This window comes from Streptomyces sp. NPDC013317 (genome assembly GCF_055563155.1).
In genome coordinates this window covers 450,040-464,826 of record NZ_JBVHDX010000001.1, presented here as the reverse complement: position 1 = coordinate 464,826, position 14,787 = coordinate 450,040, and the positions used below count along the sequence as shown (strand labels likewise).

The window sequence follows — 14,787 nt, the reverse complement described above, 5'->3', positions numbered from 1 at the left end:
GCGTGCGTGTGCTTGTACGTGTGCGCCGTGCGCGTGCCTGCCGGGCTGCGTTCGCCTGGTGAATTTTCCTTCGTTGACGTGCGCGCCGAGTCTCCGCCCGGCGGCGGCTTCTGTCAACGGTGCCGGACGTCCCGTACGTGGCGTGTGAACCCAGACGACACCGCCACCGCTCAGGACCCCGTCGGGACCCTGACCAGCGCCGTCAGACCGTAGTCGAGCTCACGGCCGTCGACGAGCAGCGCCTCGACCGTGCGGGTCTCCGGGTCGATGTCGGCGGCGATGCCGTGACCCTCGTAGCGCGGGTAGCCCGACGAGCCCGTGTGGCCCGTCGCCTCCACCACCGCGGTCCGGACCGCGCTGTCCTCCACGGACGCGCCGCCCCGGTCCTCCACGTGCTCGGCGACGAGCAGGATCTCGAAGCGCCGCGGAACTGTGCTCATGCTTCGACGCTAAGCCGCATCGCCGACCGGCGCCCGCCACCCGGCGCCCCGCGTTCACCGCCCGACGCCCCTAGGCCCAGCGCCCGACGCCCAGCGCCCGCCGCCCCGCGCCTGCCACGCCCGCCGCCCCGCGGGCACGGCTCAGCTCGACTCGCGGGCGACGACCCGCGAGGCCATCAGCTCCTGCGCCATGGGCGTGCTCTCGGGGGCGCGGACCGTGCTGTCGACGAGTTCGGCGAGATGCCGGCCGATCACCATGTCGATCTGCACCGTCGACAGCCGCGGCCGCAGCAGCCGCCCGAGCAGCAGGTCGTCCGAGCCGACGACCGCCGTCTCGTCCGGGACGGAGATCCCCGCGTCCTGCAGGGCCCGCATCAGCAGCATCGCGTACTCGTCGTTGTACGCGAACACCGCGTCGAGGCCCAGCTCGCGCCAGCGTCCGGCGAGCCCGTTCGCCGACTCCTCCTCGTACCGCAGCGGCAGCGGTACGACGGTGGCCTCCGTCCCCGCCACCGCCTGCCGGGCACCTTCGAGCCGCGGCCCGGAGAACATCTCGAGCCCCGGCTCCTCGGGGATCACCACGCCGATCCGGCGCCGGCCGCGCTCCAGGAGGTGCTCGACGGCGACCCGCCCCACCCGGCCCTGGTCCATGACGAGGGCGTGCGCGCCGTCGACCCGGTGCGGGCCGACGGTGATGACGGCCTTCGCCCCGGACCGCTTCAGGATCTCGACGCCGTGCGGGGAGAGCTGGACCTCACCGAGCGAGACCACGGCGACCGGACGGAGCTCCGCCCAGGCACGGGCGGCCTCGTCGCCTTCGAGGCCGAGGCTGCCGTACTGCACGACGGTGTAGTCGAGGCGCCGCAGGGCCCACTGCAGCTCGTTGAAGAAACGGCTGTAGAGGGGTCCGATCGGCACATGGGCGGTGGGCAGCAGCACCATCCGGCTGTGACCGGCACGCAGGCTGCGCGCCGCGGCGTGCGGGACGTATCCCAGCTCCTCCGCCGCCTCGCGCACCCGCTGCCGGGTCGGCTCGCTGATCCGTACGGCGGCGGTGTTGTTCAGGACGTACGAGACGGTCGCTCTGGACACTCCCGCGAGGCGCGCCACATCGGCGCTCGTCGGGACGGGACGTTCGGCGGACTGTTCGGGTGACTTGGTCATCGCTCCGGCATCTTTCCAGACCAATCCGAGCCAGGGTCTTCCGGATGGCCGGATTCGGGTGCTACACAATGCTGACGCGTGTCACTGACACGTGTCACCTCTCGCACATCCGCTCCTCGCCCCCGCATCGGGCGATCTTCACCAGGAGGGCACCGTGGCCCTTTCCTCCTCCGACACCGGACCCGACGTCGGCACCGGAACCGGACCCGAAACCCCCGCCGCAGCCGCAGCCGGCTCCCCCGCGGAGCCCCGGCCCACCCGCGGTCTGCTGTCCCTCCTCCTCGCCGGGAACACGGCGATGTACGCGCTCTACATCGGCGTCCCCGGCCTGCTGCTCGCCCTGCAGATCGAGGACATCGACCCCGCGAACAAGGTCGCCAACTTCGGCCTGGTCTCGGGTGTCTCCGCGATCTTCGCGACGGTGTTCAATCCGGTCGCCGGCGCGCTGTCCGACCGCTCGGGCCGGCGCAACCCGTGGATCCTGGCGGGCGGACTGCTCGCGATACCGGTGATGTTCCTGCTGGGCAGCGTGGACACCATCCTGCTCGTGACGATCGCCTGGTGTCTGGGCCAGGCCGTCATGAACATCTACCAGGCGGCGATCACCTCGGTCGTGCCCGACCGGGTGCCCTTCGCCGCACGTGGCAAGGCATCGGCCGCCGTCGGGCTCGGCATGCCCATCGGGTCCACCGTCGGCGCGCTCATCGGCGCCGCCTTCTCGGAGAACTACCGCACCGGCTACCTGGTCTTCGGCGTGATCGTGGCGGCCACCGCCGTCCTGTTCACCACCTGCGCCCCCGAGCAGCGGATGCCCGCCAAGGCACCCCTGCCCGTGAGGCAGCAGATCGCCGCCTTCGGCAGCGCACTGAAGGACCACGACTTCCGCTGGGCGTTCATCGGGCGCGCGCTGCTCGTCCTCGGCTACTTCGCGGTCGCCGGCTTCCAGCTGTACATCCTCAAGGACCACACCGACCTGCCGGGCGGGCTCACCCCGGAGGAGGCGGTGGCCATCCTGATGCCGGTCAACTCGGTCGCCATGGTGGTCTCCACCGTCCTGGGCGGCTGGCTCTCGGACCGCTACGACCGCCGCAAGCTGTTCGTCGGCGCCTCGGCCGCGCTGGCCGCCGTCGCGCTCGTCATACCGGCCGTCTCGACGAGCTGGAGCGCGATGCTCGTCTTCTCCGTCGTCAACGGCCTCGGCTTCGGCTGCTACATGGCCGTGGACACGGCCCTGGTCACCATGGTGCTGCCGAAGGCGGAGGACGCGGCCCGCGACATGGGCGTGCTCAACGTGGCGAACGCCGGACCGCAGATCGTCGCGCCCTTCGTGGCCTCGCTCATCGTCTCGCTCAGCGGCGGGTACACGGCCCTCTTCGTGATCGCCGCCGTACTGTCGGTCCTCGGGGCACTCGCCGTGCGCCCGATCCGTACCGTGCGCTGACCGAGAGGGAACGACGTGCGCCTGCACACCACCACCTGGGGATCCGGCGACCGGGTCGCCCTGCTGATCCACGGCATCATGTCCGACCACCGCACCTGGCGGCGGGTCGGACCGGCCCTGGCCGAGCAGGGATACCGGGTGGTGGCGGTGGATCTGCGCGGGCACGGCGCCAGCGGCCGGGCCGCCGGGCCGGAGGAGTACACACCGGAGAGCTACGCCGACGATCTCGTCGAAACCCTCTCCGCGGGAGCCGAGTTGGCGATCGGGCATTCGCTCGGAGCGCTGGCCCTCGCCACCGCGGTGGAGCGCCTGGCCCCGCGTCGAGCGGTGTACGTCGACCCTGCCTGGCATCTCCCGGCGGGGGACGCGAGCGCCCGGGCGGAGCTCTTCGCGCATGCCAAGCGGCTCACCCGTGAGCACATCAGGGTCTTCAACCCCCGCTGGGCGGAGGAGGATCTCGACATCGAGATCGACACCGTCGGGCTGTGGGACGAGCGCACGGCGCAGAGTCTCGTGGCCCTCGCCGGCCGGGACATGTGGCCCGCGGGACCGGCCGTGCCCTCGCTGGTCGCCCTCGCCGACCCGAGCCCGCTCGTGACCGCGGACGACGCCCGGATGCTCTCCGGGCGCGGTTTCGAACTCCGTACGGTCGTCGGCGCGGGACACACGATCCACCGCGACGACTTCGACGGGTTCATGACCGCCTTGAAGGGATGGATCTGACGTACCGTGTGGTCATGGACGAGCTCTCGATGGTGGGCATGGTCGGCCGGGTCACCGGCACCGTCGGGCCGGGACTCGTCGGCGAGGTGATCGTCAGGATCCGGGGCGGAGCCGAGCACTTCCTCGCGTACGCGGCCGACGCCACGGAACGGATCGGTCTCGGAACGGTCGTGATGGTCGTGGAACATCTCCCTCCACGCACCGTCTATGTCACAGCCGCGTACGAGGGCTGACCGATCCATTGAGCGCCTGTCCGGCGAGGCGCACACTCCCTTCACCGGATCCGCACCGGCTCCGGTGAAGGGGGAGCTGCCCATGGGAATCGGCATCCTGGCGGGCGGCGCTGTCGTCGCCGTCCTCGTCCTCATCGCACTGTTCAAACTCATGTGGCGCGTCGCGGAACCCAACGAGGCGCTGATCATCTCCGGCTCCAACCACAAGATGGAGGGGCTCGGCGAGGGCATGGGCTTCCGGATCGTCACCGGGCGCGGCACGCTCGTGATGCCGGGCGTCCAGGCCGTACGGAAGCTGTCGCTCGACCTGAACGAGACCCAGTTGCAGGTGGAGTGCGTCACCCATCAGGGCATTCCGCTCAAGGTCCGTGGTGTGGTGATCTTCAAGGTGGGCGACGACTTCGTGTCGATCGCCAACGCGGCCCGCCGCTTCCTCGACCAGCAGAAGCTGATGTCGGAGCGGGTGCACATCGTCTTCGCCGGTCATCTGCGCGCCATCGTCGGCGGGTTGACGGTGGAGGACATGATCCGTGACCGGGAGAAGCTGACCGGGCAGGCCCGTTCGGCCTGTGGCACGGAGATGGAGAAGCTCGGTCTGATCGTGGACTCGCTGCAGATCCACGAGATCGAGGACCCGACCGGGTACATCAAGAACCTGGCCGCGCCGCACGCGGCGGCCGTTCAGCGCGACGCCCGGATCGCGCAGGCGGAGGCCAACCGGCGGGCCACCGAGGCCGAGCAGCAGGCCGCGGCCCGGATGTCGGAGGCCACCAGGGACAGCGAGATCCTGCAGGCCGGCTACCAGGCCGAGCGGGACCAGGCCTCGGCGAAGGCCCGGCAGGCCGGTCCGCTGGCCGAGGCGGGGGCGCGCCAGGAGGTCGTCGTCCAGGAGACCCGGGTCGCCGAGCTGGAGGGGCACCGCAAGGAGCAGCAGCTCCAGGCGGAGGTCCGCAAGCCCGCCGACGCCATGGCCTACGAGACGCGCACGCTGGCCGAGGCCGAGCGCGACGCCCGGATCTCGGCGGCGCAGGCGGAGGCGAAGGAGACCGAGCTGGCGAGCGCGGCCAAGGCCACCGCGACCCGGCTCACCGGTGAGGCGGAGGCCGCCGCCCAGCACGCCAGGGGTCTGGCCGTGGCCGAGGCGACGCGCGCCAAGGGTCTCGCGGAGGCCGAGTCGATCAAGGCGAGGGCCGCGGCGCTGGCCGAGAACCAGGAGGCCGTGGTCGCGCAGCAGCTGGCCGAGAGGTGGCCGGAGATCGTCGAGGCCGGCGCGTCGGCCTTCGGCAATGTGGACCAGATGGTCCTGCTGAACGGTGCCGACGGCATGGCGGAGATGTTCGCCAAGGCGCTGACCATGGGCGGGACGGGTCTGGGGCTTGCCCGTCAGCTGCTCTCGACGATGAATCCGGGCGCCCAGGCGGCTGCGGCGCCCTCGGTGAACGGCGCGACCGCGCCCGCTCCCCGGACGGAGGCGATCCCGGTCGGCGGCGACCAGGGGTAGCCGTGCGGGAGCGGGACAGGCGGGGCCCGGCGCCGGTGGGCGCCGGGCCCCGGCCGTGCCGTTCACGCGCCACGATGCTGCTCCGCGCGTCTCCCCTCCCCCGGTGTGCCGTACCGGGGTCCCCGTGTTTGGACGGGCCGAACGGGTAAAGACGACTGTCTGACACCGTTCTTATCACGCGAGGTAGGAGACGCATCATGGGCATCATCGCTTGGATCCTCATCGGACTGCTGGCCGGTCTCATCGCGAAGGCCCTGATGCCGGGCAAGGACCCGGGCGGCATCATCATCACCATGCTCATCGGGATCGCGGGCGGCCTGCTCGGCGGATGGCTCGGCAAGGTCATATTCGGCGTCGACTCGATCGACGGCTTCTTCGACCTCTCCACCTGGGTCGCCGCGATCGTGGGATCCCTCATCCTGCTGGCGCTGTACCGCCTCTTCACCGGGAACCGACGCTCCCACCGGCACGCCTGACCTCTCGCGGGGCGGGAGACGGCGTACCGGGGCGGGGGGGGCCCCCGGGGGGGCCCCCCCGGGGGGGGCCCCCCCGGGGGGGGGCCCGCCCCGCTGCCGCCCACCGGGCACGCAAGTCCGTTCGGAACGGTCAGTTGTGACCGAACTTCCGTTCCTTCTTGTGGGAGACCTGCTCGATGATCGGGCGCGGGGTCTCCCGTACGGCCGGAGTCTGTTCCTTCGACGTCGCCTCGGTCCTGTGCTCGTGGCCGCCCGTACGGGCACCGCGGTTCACCCGGGTCTGCTTCTTGCCCACGATCGTGCCTCCTGTACCGGAACTCGGACGCTGGGGCCGTCTTCAGCCTCGCACGGGCGTACGGACGCCGCACGTCAGGGGCGCGTGCCCGGATTTCCGAGGAGATCGGGGGGCGGGTCAGCCGGTGACGACGCGCCGGAACGCGCCGAGCGTCCTCCGGTCGGCCGTGCGGTCGAGGATCGCGAAGACGATCTCGTCGAAGTGGCCGGCGAACCGGCCGCCGTCCATGAGCAGTGCCCGGAACGCGCCCGCGACCTCGGCCGGGTCGTTCTGGAAGACCCCGCAGCCCCAGGCGCCGAGGACGAGCCGCCGGTAGCCGGCCGCCACGGCCGTCTCCAGGACCCGTTCCGCGCGGGCGGCGAGGGCGGCCGGGACACGGTCGGCGAGCGCGGGCGTCTGCCGGCGGATCACGCCCGCGTTGGGGGCGGGCGACGTGAGGAAACCGACCGTGAAGGGCTCGTCGAGCAGTCCGCCGCGGTCGTCGCGGAAGACGGGGACACCGGGCGAGTGGATCACCCGGTCCGTGTAGAAGGCGTCTCGCTCGGCCCGGTGGTGCGTGTAGTACTCGGGGGCGCGCAGGAGCGTCGTGTAGAGGGCGGAGGCCCGGCAGAGGGCCTCTTCCTGGGCCTGCGCGCCGTTCAGGTATCCCCCACCGGGGTTACGGGCCGAGGCGAAGTTCAGGACGGCCACCGGCGTGGCCGGATCGGCCCCGGTCAGGCGCCGGGCGGCGACGAGACTGCTCTCGTCGGTGACCTCGACGGAGGTGGAGCGATCGGTGTCCGGCGTGACGGGCACGGCCTCGGGGCCGTACAGCGTCGTGCCCGCGAGCGCGGCGCTCAGGGCCTTCTCTATGGAGACCGCCCGGCCGCCGGGGGCCCGGTAACGGCCCGCCTCGACGATCTCCTCGGTCTGCTTCGCGATCCCCCGCAGTCGTGCGCTCATGAACGCAAGCTTGATCGATTCCGTTGACCCTGAGCAACGGGATATTCACCGCGGGGCCGGTGAGGCGCTCTTGCACGCCCGTCGGTGGTGGCTTTAGGTGGAATCAGCGCCTCACGAGAAGGAGGAGACGACATGGCGTCGAGCGGCATACCGCAGGGCGATCAGGGCCTCAGCGTGGACGAGGCCGAAGACCTGCTCCGATGTATCTGCTTCAAGACGGGTCCACCCCGCACGGTAGGGGTGGAAGTGGAATGGCTCGTCCACGAGCTGCGGGATCCGCGGCTTCCCGTCCCGCCCGAACGACTGGCCGCGGCCGTCGACACCGTACGGTCCCTGCCCCTGGCCTCGGCCATCACCTTCGAACCCGGTGGACAGCTGGAGCTCAGCTCGCCGCCCGCCGGATCCCTCATGAGCTGCGTCGACACCCTCTCGGCCGACCTGCGCGCGGTGCGCGGCGCCCTCTCCCCTCTCGGACTCTCCCTCAACGGGTACGGCGTGGATCCGTGGAACGCGCCGCGCGAGCGGATCCTGCGTGAGCCCCGCTACGACGCGATGGAGACCGCACTCGACCGTACGGGTCCCGCCGGCCGGGCCATGATGCGGGACTCGGCGTCCGTGCAGGTCTGCCTGGACGCGGGTCACGAGGAGCCGGGGCCGCTCGGTTACCACCGCCGCTGGCAGATGGCGCATCTGCTGGGCGCGGTACTGGTGGCGGCGTTCGCGAACTCCCCCGTCCACGGCGGAAGCCGGACCGGCTGGCGGTCCACCCGGCAGGCCCTGTGGACGGATCTCGACCCGGCGCGGGCGCTCGCCCCGCCGCCGGACGGCGAGCCGCGTGCCGCCTGGGCGGCGCATGTGCTGGACACCCCGGTGATGTGCGTACGCGGCGCGGAGACGCCCTGGGACGTTCCGGAGGCGCTGACGTTCCGGGAGTGGCTGCGCACCGGGCGTCCCCGGCCTGCCGACGAGGACGATCTGCGCTATCACCTGACGACCCTCTTCCCGCCGGTGCGGCCACGCGGGCATCTGGAGCTGCGGATGATCGACGCCCAACCCGGCCCGGACGGCTGGATCGTTCCGGTCGCCGTGACCACGGCGCTCTTCGACGACGCGGAGGCGGCCGAGACGGTCTACCGGGCCGTCAAACCCCTTGCTGAGCGGGCTGGTTCACTGGCCGCTCCGCGCAACGAACTCTGGCTGGCGGCGGCGCGGGACGGGCTCACCGACCCCGATCTGCACGCGGCCGCGCTGGTCGCGTTCCCCGCGGCCCTCGAGGCGCTGCCCCGGATCGGGGCGAGCGAGGCGGTCCGGCAGGCGGTGGCCGACTTCCACGAGCGCCATGTACGGACCGGCAGCTGTCCCGCCGACGAGCACCAGGAGGTGGCGTGATGACCGTGACCGACGAGCCGACGGCGCTGCGGCGGCGGGCGTTGGACGCGCTCACGACCGCGCGGGCCCGCACCGCGCTGCTCACCTCGTGCGTCGAGGACGACGAACTCACCGCTCAGCACTCGCCGTTGATGTCCCCGCTGGTGTGGGACCTGGCCCATATCGGCAACCAGGAGGAGCAGTGGCTCTGGCGGACGGTGGCCGGGCGTGACGCGCTGCGCCCGGAGATCGACTCGATCTACGACGCCTTCGAGCACCCCCGCGCGTCCCGCCCCACCCTTCCGCTGCTGGCGCCCGCCGAGGCCCGTACGTACGCCTCGGACGTCCGGAGCCGGGTCCTGGACATCCTGGAGCGCACACCGCTGGAGGGACGGCCGCTGGTGGAGGCGGCGTTCGCCTTCGGGATGATCGCCCAGCACGAACAGCAGCACGACGAGACCATGCTGATCACCCATCAGCTGCGAAAGGGACCGCAGGCGCTCAGCGCACCCCCGCCGCCCGTCACGGACATCGGCCCCCTTCCTGCCGAAGTCCTGGTTCCTGGGGGCGCGTTCACGATGGGCACCTCGGACGAGGCCTGGGCCCTGGACAACGAGCGCCCGGCGCACACCCGGGTCGTCCCCGCGTTCTTCATGGACACCGTGCCGGTCACCAACGGCGCCTACATGGCGTTCCTGGCGGACGGCGGCTACACCGACGAGCGCTGGTGGCATGCGGAGGGCTGGGAGCAGATCCGCAGGCACGACATCGCCGCGCCGTTGTTCTGGCGGCGTGACGGCGGACAGTGGCTGCGCCGCCGCTTCGGCGTGACGGAGCCGGTGCCCGAGGACGAACCGGTGATGCACGTCAGCTGGTACGAGGCGGACGCCTACGCCCGCTGGGCCGGGCGCAGGCTGCCCACCGAGGCCGAGTGGGAGAAGGCGGCCCGGCACGATCCGGCGACGGGGCGCTCGCGCCGTTACCCGTGGGGCGACGCCGACCCCGAGCCCGGCCACGCCAATCTCGGTCAGCGGCACCTGCGGCCGGCCCCGGCCGGCAGCTACCCGGAGGGCGCCTCGCCGCTCGGAGTACGGCAGTTGATCGGGGACGTGTGGGAGTGGACGTCGAGCGACTTCCTGCCGTATCCGGGGTTCACCGCCTTCCCGTACAAGGAGTACTCGGAGGTGTTCTTCGGTCCCGCGCACAAGGTGCTGCGCGGCGGGTCGTTCGCGGTGGACAAGGTGGCCTGCCGGGGCACGTTCCGCAACTGGGACCTCCCGGTGCGCCGCCAGATCTTCTCCGGGTTCCGGACCGCGCGGGATGCGGAGCTCTCCTGATGTGCCGCCATCTCGCCTTCGTCGGCGATCCGTTGCCGCTCGGCGAGCTGCTGCTGCGGCCGCCCTTCTCGCTGGAGCGGCAGGCCTGGCAGCCGCGTATGCAGACCAGCGGTGTGGTGAACGCGGACGGGTTCGGCGTCGGCTGGTACGCCGACGGCGACCCGGTGCCGGCCCGCTACCGTCGGGCCGCGCCCGTCTGGGGCGACCTCACCCTGGCCGATCTCGGGCGGGTGGTGCGCACGGGCGCGCTGCTCGCTGCGGTCCGGGGCGCCACCCGGCCGGGCGCGGACGGGGAGGCAGCGGCGTCCCCGTTCGCGGCCGGGCCATGGCTCTTCAGCCACAACGGCGCCGTCGAGGGCTGGCCGGGGTCGCTGACCGGCCCGGCCGCCTCGCTGTCGGCCGCGGAGCTGCTCGCGCTGGAGGCCCGTACGGACTCGGCGCTGGTGTGGGCCCTCGTACTGCACCGGCTCCGGGCCGGTGACGCGCCGGGGCAGGCGCTCGCCGACACCGTACGGGAGGTCGCCGGGGCCGCCCCCGGGTCCCGGCTCAACCTGCTGCTCACCGACGGTGCGGAGATCACCGCGACGAGCTGGGGGAACTCCCTGTGGCACCTCAGACGTCCCGACCGCGTGGTCGTGGCCTCCGAACCGTACGACGACGATCCCCGCTGGCACGAGGTGCCGGACCGCACGCTGCTGACCGCCACCCGTACCGATGTCACCCTCACCTCGCTCAAGGAGCCGTCCTCGTGAGCCCCTTCCAGCTGACCCGTACCCTTCCCGAGGACGCCACGGAGGCCGATCTGCGCGCCGATGTGCTCCACGGTCTGACCCGCATGCCGAAGGAACTGCCGCCGAAGTGGTTCTACGACGCGCGCGGCAGTGAACTGTTCGAGGACATCACCCGGCTCTCCGAGTACTACCCGACCCGTGCCGAGCGGGAGATCCTGATCGACCGGGCCCATGAGATCGCGGCGGCGACGGGGGCTCGGACGCTGGTCGAGCTGGGATCCGGCTCCTCGGAGAAGACCCGCTTCCTGATCGACGCGCTGCTGCCGGAGCTGGACAGCTATGTGCCGGTGGACGTGAGCGAGTCGGCGCTGAAGGGGGCGGCCGAGGCGCTGCTCGAGGAGCGTCCCGGTCTCCATATCCACGCCCTGGTCGCCGATTTCACCCGGGGGCTCGCGCTGCCGGGAACTCCCGGGCCGCGCCTGGTGGCCTTCCTCGGGGGCACGATCGGCAATCTGCTGCCCGCCGAGCGCGCGGTGTTCCTGCGCTCGGTACGGGCGATGCTGGCGCCGGGCGACGCGCTGCTGCTCGGTACGGATCTGGTGAAGGACGAGGCGACGCTGGTCGCGGCGTACGACGACGCGGCGGGGGTGACGGCGGAGTTCAACAAGAACGTGCTGGCCGTGATCGCCCGTGAGCTGGACGCGGACGTCCGGCCGGAGGACTTCGACCATGTGGCGGTCTGGGACCGGGACCGGGAGTGGATCGAGATGCGGCTGCGGGCGCGGCACGCGCTGACGGTGAAGATCCCGGAGCTCGATCTGGTGGTGCCGTTCGAGAAGGGCGAGGAGATCCGGACGGAGGTGTCGGCGAAGTTCCGTCAGGCGGGTGTGCGGGCTGAGCTGGCCGAGGCCGACCTCGAGCTGACCCGCTGGTGGACTGACAGTGAGGGGCGGTTCGCGCTGTCGCTGGCTACGGCTCTCTGAGCCGCCCGGGCGAGTTCACGACGGTTCGGATACTGGATGCCGGATATCGGATCCAGTATCCGGATCTCCGCGGTGATGCCGCGGGCCCTCGCGATCCGCCAGAGGGAGACGGCCAGCGGATCGTCTCCCACGAAGGCGGCGGGACCGACGGGCCGGTACTCCAGCCGTACCGGCTGGACCGGCGCGGAGGCGTCCAAGGCGGCCTGGAAGGCGGCGTGCCGGAAGGCGCCGCCGCCCCGGCCGCACCAGGTCGACCCCTCCGGGAAGACGACCACCCGCCCGCCGCCCGCCATCGCCCCGGCCATTGTGCGTACGGTCTCGGGCAGGGCTCTCAGCCGGTCGCGGTCGATGAAGAGCGTGCCGCCCCGCGCCGCCAGCGGGCCGAGCACCGGCCAGGACCTGACCTCCCGCTTCGCGAGCATCCGCCCGGGAAGGACGGCGGCGACGAGGGGGATGTCCAGCCATGAGATGTGGTTGGCGACGACCAGCAGCGGCCCGTCCGGGGGGACGGGGGCGCCGGTGACCTTCATACGGACGCCGAAGGCCAGGATCACCAGCCGGCACCACCGGCGCACGAGCGCCCGCCGGGCGCGGGCGGGCAGCAGGACCGCCAGCGGTGCGAGCAGCACCCCGGCGAGGACGGCGGTGACGCCCGTGGTCAGCCGGAGCGCCGCCAGGGCCGGCCCGGCCGACGGGCCGGCGTACCGGGCGCAGTCGCCGGGCGCGCACGGCGCCGAAGGCAGCCAGGGGGAGACGGGGCCGGCGGTGGTCACTGCGCCGGGGCGAGGGAGAGGAAGTGGCGGAGGTAGCGGGGGTTGGTGTTGCGCAGCGACAGCAGGACGTAGAGGTCGGCGACCCCGAAGTCGACGTCGTGCGCGGGCGCACCGCAGACCCAGGCGCCGAGCCGGAGATAGCCGCGGAGCAGGGGCGGGAGTTCGACGCGGCCCTCGGGGCGGGTGACGCCGTCGGGGGTCCAGAGCTTGTGCGGGGTGACCCAGTACTCCTCGGGGGCGAGGTGCTTGGCCTTGACGGTGTCCCAGGTGGCGGCGGCGAGCGTGCCGCCGTCGGCCAGCGGTATCGAGCAGCACCCGGCGAGCCAGTTGTGGCCGGTGCGGGTCATGTAGCGGGCGAGTCCGGCCCAGATGAGGGCGATGACGGCGCCGTTGCGGTGGGCGGGGTGGACGCAGGAGCGCCCGACCTCGACGAGGTCGTCGCGGATGGGCCCGAGGCGGCCGAGGTCGAACTCGCTCTCGGAGTAGAGGCGTCCGACGATCCGGGCGCGGTCGGGCGGCAGTACGCGGTACGTGCCGACGACGTCGCCGGTGGCCTCCTCGCGTACGAGCAGGTGGTCGCAGTAGGCGTCGAAGGCGTCGATGTCGAGGCCCGGCTCGGGTCCGTCGAGGTGGGCGCCCATCTCGCCGGCGAAGACCTGGTGGCGGAGCCGCTGCGCGGCGCGGACGTCGTCCTGGTCACGGGCGAGGCAGACGACGTAGCGCGGCTGCTCCTCGGTGGCGCGGTCGGCCGCCAGGGGCTGCGGCTGCGCCGGGACCCCGGTGAGGGGGGCGGTCGTGAGGGTGACACCGGCGGGGACGGGGACGGCGGGTGCGACAGCGGCTACGGGCGAGGGTGCGGGCATGTCGGGCTCCTCCGGCGTACGGAAGGGGGACGGTGGGGGCCGGACCGGGTGAGCGGTGGTCCGGCTCCTTACTTCTTCCGTGGCCGACTGGATTCGACATGACCGTTCGGGGGCTCGCGGGTGTGTAGGTGCTGAATGCTGGTCGGTGAACCCCGCGTGGCCTGGTTCTTCGGTCGGGCCGGGCTATTCGCCGAGGGTCTGGGTGATCTTCTCGGAGGCCGTCCGGGCGGCCTTCTCGGGGTCGTCGCCCTGGAGGACGGCCGTCATGTAGGGCTTGATCGGGTTGGCGGCCTCGACGTCGGCCCACTGCGGGGAGTTCGGTGTGGCGCGGCCGCGGGCGGCCGCTCGGGCCATGACGGCGGTGGCCTCCTGGCCCTGGACGACGGACGCGAGGGAGGTCTTGTTGGGGACGTTGTTCATGGCACGGGCGAGCTCCGTCTGCCACTTCTCGCCGGCGAGCGCCTTGACGACCTCGATGGCGGCGTTCCGCTCGGGCGCGTTCTCCGGGACGATCAGGTCGGAGCCGCCGGTGAAGACCGCGCAGGGCTGTCCGGCCTTCTTGCCGGGGATCGGGAAGAAGCCGAGCTTGTCCGCGAGTCCGGGGTTGGCCTTGGTGATGGCGGCGACGACGCTGGGGGTGGCGATGATCTGGGCGACGTCACCGCGGGCGAATACCTCGGCCTGGGGCGGCGTCTGTTCGTCGGCGTCCTTGGGGCCGGAGCCGAGGGACTGAAGGTCCTTGTAGAACTCCATGCCGCGCAGGGCGGCGGGGCTGTCCAGGGAGCCGGTCCAGTCGCCGCCCTTGTCCTCGGCCAGTTCGCCGCCCTCGTCCCAGATGAACCCGGCGAGGGTGTACCAGTCCTGTCCCGCGAGGTAGATGCCCTGGGACCCGGTGCTGTTGAGCTTCTCGGTGTCGTCGAGCCACTGGGCCCGGCTGGTGGGCGGCTTGGTGATGCCGGCCTGCTCGAAGAGGTCCTTGTGGTAGATCACGACCCGATTGGCGGCGTACCAGGGGATCCCGTACTGGGATCCGCCGATGCGTCCGGGTTCGGCGAGGCCGGGCAGCCAGTCCTCGCTCCCGAGGTCGCGTACGGACTCCAGCGTGAGGTCGTAGAGCTTGTCGGTGTCGGCGTACTGGGCGACCTGGGTGTTGCCCACCTCGATGACGTCGGGGCCGCCCTCGCCCCGGATCGCCTCGGTGACCTTCTTCCCGATGCCCGTCCATTCCTGGATGGTGAATTCCAGTTCGACGCCGTCGTGTTCCGCTTCGTACGCGGCCTCGAAGCGTTCGAGGAAGTCCTCGCTGGCGCTGTCGCGCATCAGCCAGACGTTCACCGTTCGGGTCCCGCCCTCGTCGCCGGGGAGGAGCCCGCAGCCCGCGAGGGCGAGGGCGGTCGCGGCTGCCAGGGGACAGGCCAGGTGGCGGTTCTTCACGTAGGTCACCTTCTGCGTTCCATGAATGGAGTGCGGCATGGGGAGCTGACCCGTCGTGGGGGGACCGAACGGCGTGTTCGTGC

16 protein-coding genes are annotated in these 14,787 nt (G+C 72.0%); 9 read left to right on the top strand and 7 right to left on the bottom strand.

The genetic code is table 11. The annotated features are described in order from the left end of the window. Positions 1-170: 170 nt before the first annotated feature. Complete coding sequence (locus ACZ3IJ_RS01955) at positions 171-440, bottom strand: hypothetical protein (protein WP_467465687.1); 270 nt, start codon at positions 438-440, stop codon at positions 171-173. A gap of 141 nt (positions 441-581) precedes the next feature. Beyond that, positions 582-1,604, bottom strand: coding sequence for a LacI family DNA-binding transcriptional regulator (locus tag ACZ3IJ_RS01950; RefSeq protein ID WP_467465686.1), 1,023 nt, complete (start codon positions 1,602-1,604; stop codon positions 582-584). 154 nt (positions 1,605-1,758) lie between these two features. On the opposite strand from ACZ3IJ_RS01950, the gene ACZ3IJ_RS01945 reads away from it, so the two are divergent. The 5 genes from ACZ3IJ_RS01945 to ACZ3IJ_RS01925 all read left to right on the top strand — a co-directional run bounded on the left by ACZ3IJ_RS01945 (position 1,759) and on the right by ACZ3IJ_RS01925 (position 5,978). Further along, entirely contained in the window at positions 1,759-3,045 is a 1,287-nt protein-coding gene (locus ACZ3IJ_RS01945; RefSeq protein ID WP_467465685.1) for an MFS transporter, read from the top strand. A gap of 15 nt (positions 3,046-3,060) precedes the next feature. Next, the gene (locus ACZ3IJ_RS01940) at positions 3,061-3,768 is read left to right on the top strand and encodes an alpha/beta fold hydrolase (RefSeq protein ID WP_467465684.1); all 708 of its coding nucleotides are present in this window, start codon (positions 3,061-3,063) and stop codon (positions 3,766-3,768) included. A 14-nt stretch (positions 3,769-3,782) separates the two neighbouring features. Then, the gene (locus tag ACZ3IJ_RS01935; RefSeq protein WP_391796478.1) at positions 3,783-4,001 is read left to right on the top strand and encodes a hypothetical protein; all 219 of its coding nucleotides are present in this window, start codon (positions 3,783-3,785) and stop codon (positions 3,999-4,001) included. A gap of 82 nt (positions 4,002-4,083) precedes the next feature. Further along, positions 4,084-5,502, top strand: a complete 1,419-nt coding sequence (locus ACZ3IJ_RS01930; protein ID WP_467465683.1) for a flotillin family protein — start codon at positions 4,084-4,086, stop codon at positions 5,500-5,502. Between the two features lie 197 nt (positions 5,503-5,699). Then, on the top strand, positions 5,700-5,978 hold the full coding sequence (locus ACZ3IJ_RS01925) for a GlsB/YeaQ/YmgE family stress response membrane protein (RefSeq protein WP_352189669.1): 279 nt from the start codon (positions 5,700-5,702) through the stop codon (positions 5,976-5,978). A 130-nt stretch (positions 5,979-6,108) separates the two neighbouring features. Here the strand turns inward: ACZ3IJ_RS01925 and ACZ3IJ_RS01920 are convergent, their stop codons facing one another. Together ACZ3IJ_RS01920 and ACZ3IJ_RS01915 are read right to left on the bottom strand one after the other, a co-directional pair. Next, positions 6,109-6,273 carry a hypothetical protein gene (locus tag ACZ3IJ_RS01920; RefSeq protein WP_352189670.1) on the bottom strand — a complete coding sequence of 55 codons (165 nt, stop codon included), beginning with the start codon at positions 6,271-6,273 and terminating at the stop codon, positions 6,109-6,111. 117 nt (positions 6,274-6,390) lie between these two features. Beyond that, a complete protein-coding gene (locus tag ACZ3IJ_RS01915; protein WP_467465682.1) occupies positions 6,391-7,215 on the bottom strand; it encodes a TIGR02452 family protein in 825 nt (274 codons plus the stop codon). A gap of 132 nt (positions 7,216-7,347) precedes the next feature. On the opposite strand from ACZ3IJ_RS01915, the gene egtA reads away from it, so the two are divergent. The 4 genes from egtA to egtD are packed head-to-tail and all read left to right on the top strand — an operon-like array spanning position 7,348 to position 11,634. Next, a complete protein-coding gene (egtA, locus tag ACZ3IJ_RS01910) occupies positions 7,348-8,604 on the top strand; it encodes an ergothioneine biosynthesis glutamate--cysteine ligase EgtA (RefSeq protein ID WP_467465681.1) in 1,257 nt (418 codons plus the stop codon). Then, the gene (egtB, locus tag ACZ3IJ_RS01905) at positions 8,604-9,920 is read left to right on the top strand and encodes an ergothioneine biosynthesis protein EgtB (protein WP_467465680.1); all 1,317 of its coding nucleotides are present in this window, start codon (positions 8,604-8,606) and stop codon (positions 9,918-9,920) included. The genes egtA and egtB overlap by 1 nt, the downstream gene beginning before the upstream one ends. Continuing rightward, entirely contained in the window at positions 9,920-10,672 is a 753-nt protein-coding gene (gene egtC, locus ACZ3IJ_RS01900; protein WP_467465679.1) for an ergothioneine biosynthesis protein EgtC, read from the top strand. The genes egtB and egtC overlap by 1 nt, the downstream gene beginning before the upstream one ends. Beyond that, the gene (gene egtD, locus ACZ3IJ_RS01895; protein WP_467465678.1) at positions 10,669-11,634 is read left to right on the top strand and encodes an L-histidine N(alpha)-methyltransferase; all 966 of its coding nucleotides are present in this window, start codon (positions 10,669-10,671) and stop codon (positions 11,632-11,634) included. The genes egtC and egtD overlap by 4 nt, the downstream gene beginning before the upstream one ends. Here egtD and ACZ3IJ_RS01890 read toward each other — a convergent pair. From ACZ3IJ_RS01890 to ACZ3IJ_RS01880, 3 genes are all read right to left on the bottom strand, one after another. Next, on the bottom strand, positions 11,529-12,407 hold the full coding sequence (locus ACZ3IJ_RS01890; protein ID WP_467465676.1) for a lysophospholipid acyltransferase family protein: 879 nt from the start codon (positions 12,405-12,407) through the stop codon (positions 11,529-11,531). The genes egtD and ACZ3IJ_RS01890 overlap by 106 nt on opposite strands. Next, positions 12,404-13,270: a GNAT family N-acetyltransferase gene (locus ACZ3IJ_RS01885; protein ID WP_391796486.1), complete on the bottom strand. Its 867-nt coding sequence runs from the start codon at positions 13,268-13,270 to the stop codon at positions 12,404-12,406. Before ACZ3IJ_RS01885 ends, ACZ3IJ_RS01890 begins: the two co-directional genes overlap by 4 nt. 183 nt (positions 13,271-13,453) lie before the next feature. Next, positions 13,454-14,704: an extracellular solute-binding protein gene (locus ACZ3IJ_RS01880; protein ID WP_467465675.1), complete on the bottom strand. Its 1,251-nt coding sequence runs from the start codon at positions 14,702-14,704 to the stop codon at positions 13,454-13,456. Between the last annotated feature and the right edge of the window lie 83 nt (positions 14,705-14,787).

Excerpts from the sequence above, each read along its gene's own strand:
- ACZ3IJ_RS01955 (WP_467465687.1), bottom strand. The coding sequence starts at position 440 with ATGAGCACAGTTCCGCGGCGCTTCGAGATCCTGCTCGTCGCCGAGCAC.
- ACZ3IJ_RS01885 (WP_391796486.1), bottom strand. The coding sequence starts at position 13,270 with ATGCCCGCACCCTCGCCCGTAGCCGCTGTCGCACCCGCCGTCCCCGTC.
- ACZ3IJ_RS01925 (WP_352189669.1), top strand. The coding sequence starts at position 5,700 with ATGGGCATCATCGCTTGGATCCTCATCGGACTGCTGGCCGGTCTCATC.
- ACZ3IJ_RS01930 (WP_467465683.1), top strand. The coding sequence starts at position 4,084 with ATGGGAATCGGCATCCTGGCGGGCGGCGCTGTCGTCGCCGTCCTCGTC.
- egtA (WP_467465681.1), top strand. The coding sequence starts at position 7,348 with ATGGCGTCGAGCGGCATACCGCAGGGCGATCAGGGCCTCAGCGTGGAC.
- egtC (WP_467465679.1), top strand. The coding sequence starts at position 9,920 with ATGTGCCGCCATCTCGCCTTCGTCGGCGATCCGTTGCCGCTCGGCGAG.
- ACZ3IJ_RS01935 (WP_391796478.1), top strand. The coding sequence starts at position 3,783 with ATGGACGAGCTCTCGATGGTGGGCATGGTCGGCCGGGTCACCGGCACC.
- egtB (WP_467465680.1), top strand. The coding sequence starts at position 8,604 with ATGACCGTGACCGACGAGCCGACGGCGCTGCGGCGGCGGGCGTTGGAC.
- ACZ3IJ_RS01915 (WP_467465682.1), bottom strand. The coding sequence starts at position 7,215 with ATGAGCGCACGACTGCGGGGGATCGCGAAGCAGACCGAGGAGATCGTC.
- ACZ3IJ_RS01950 (WP_467465686.1), bottom strand. The coding sequence starts at position 1,604 with ATGACCAAGTCACCCGAACAGTCCGCCGAACGTCCCGTCCCGACGAGC.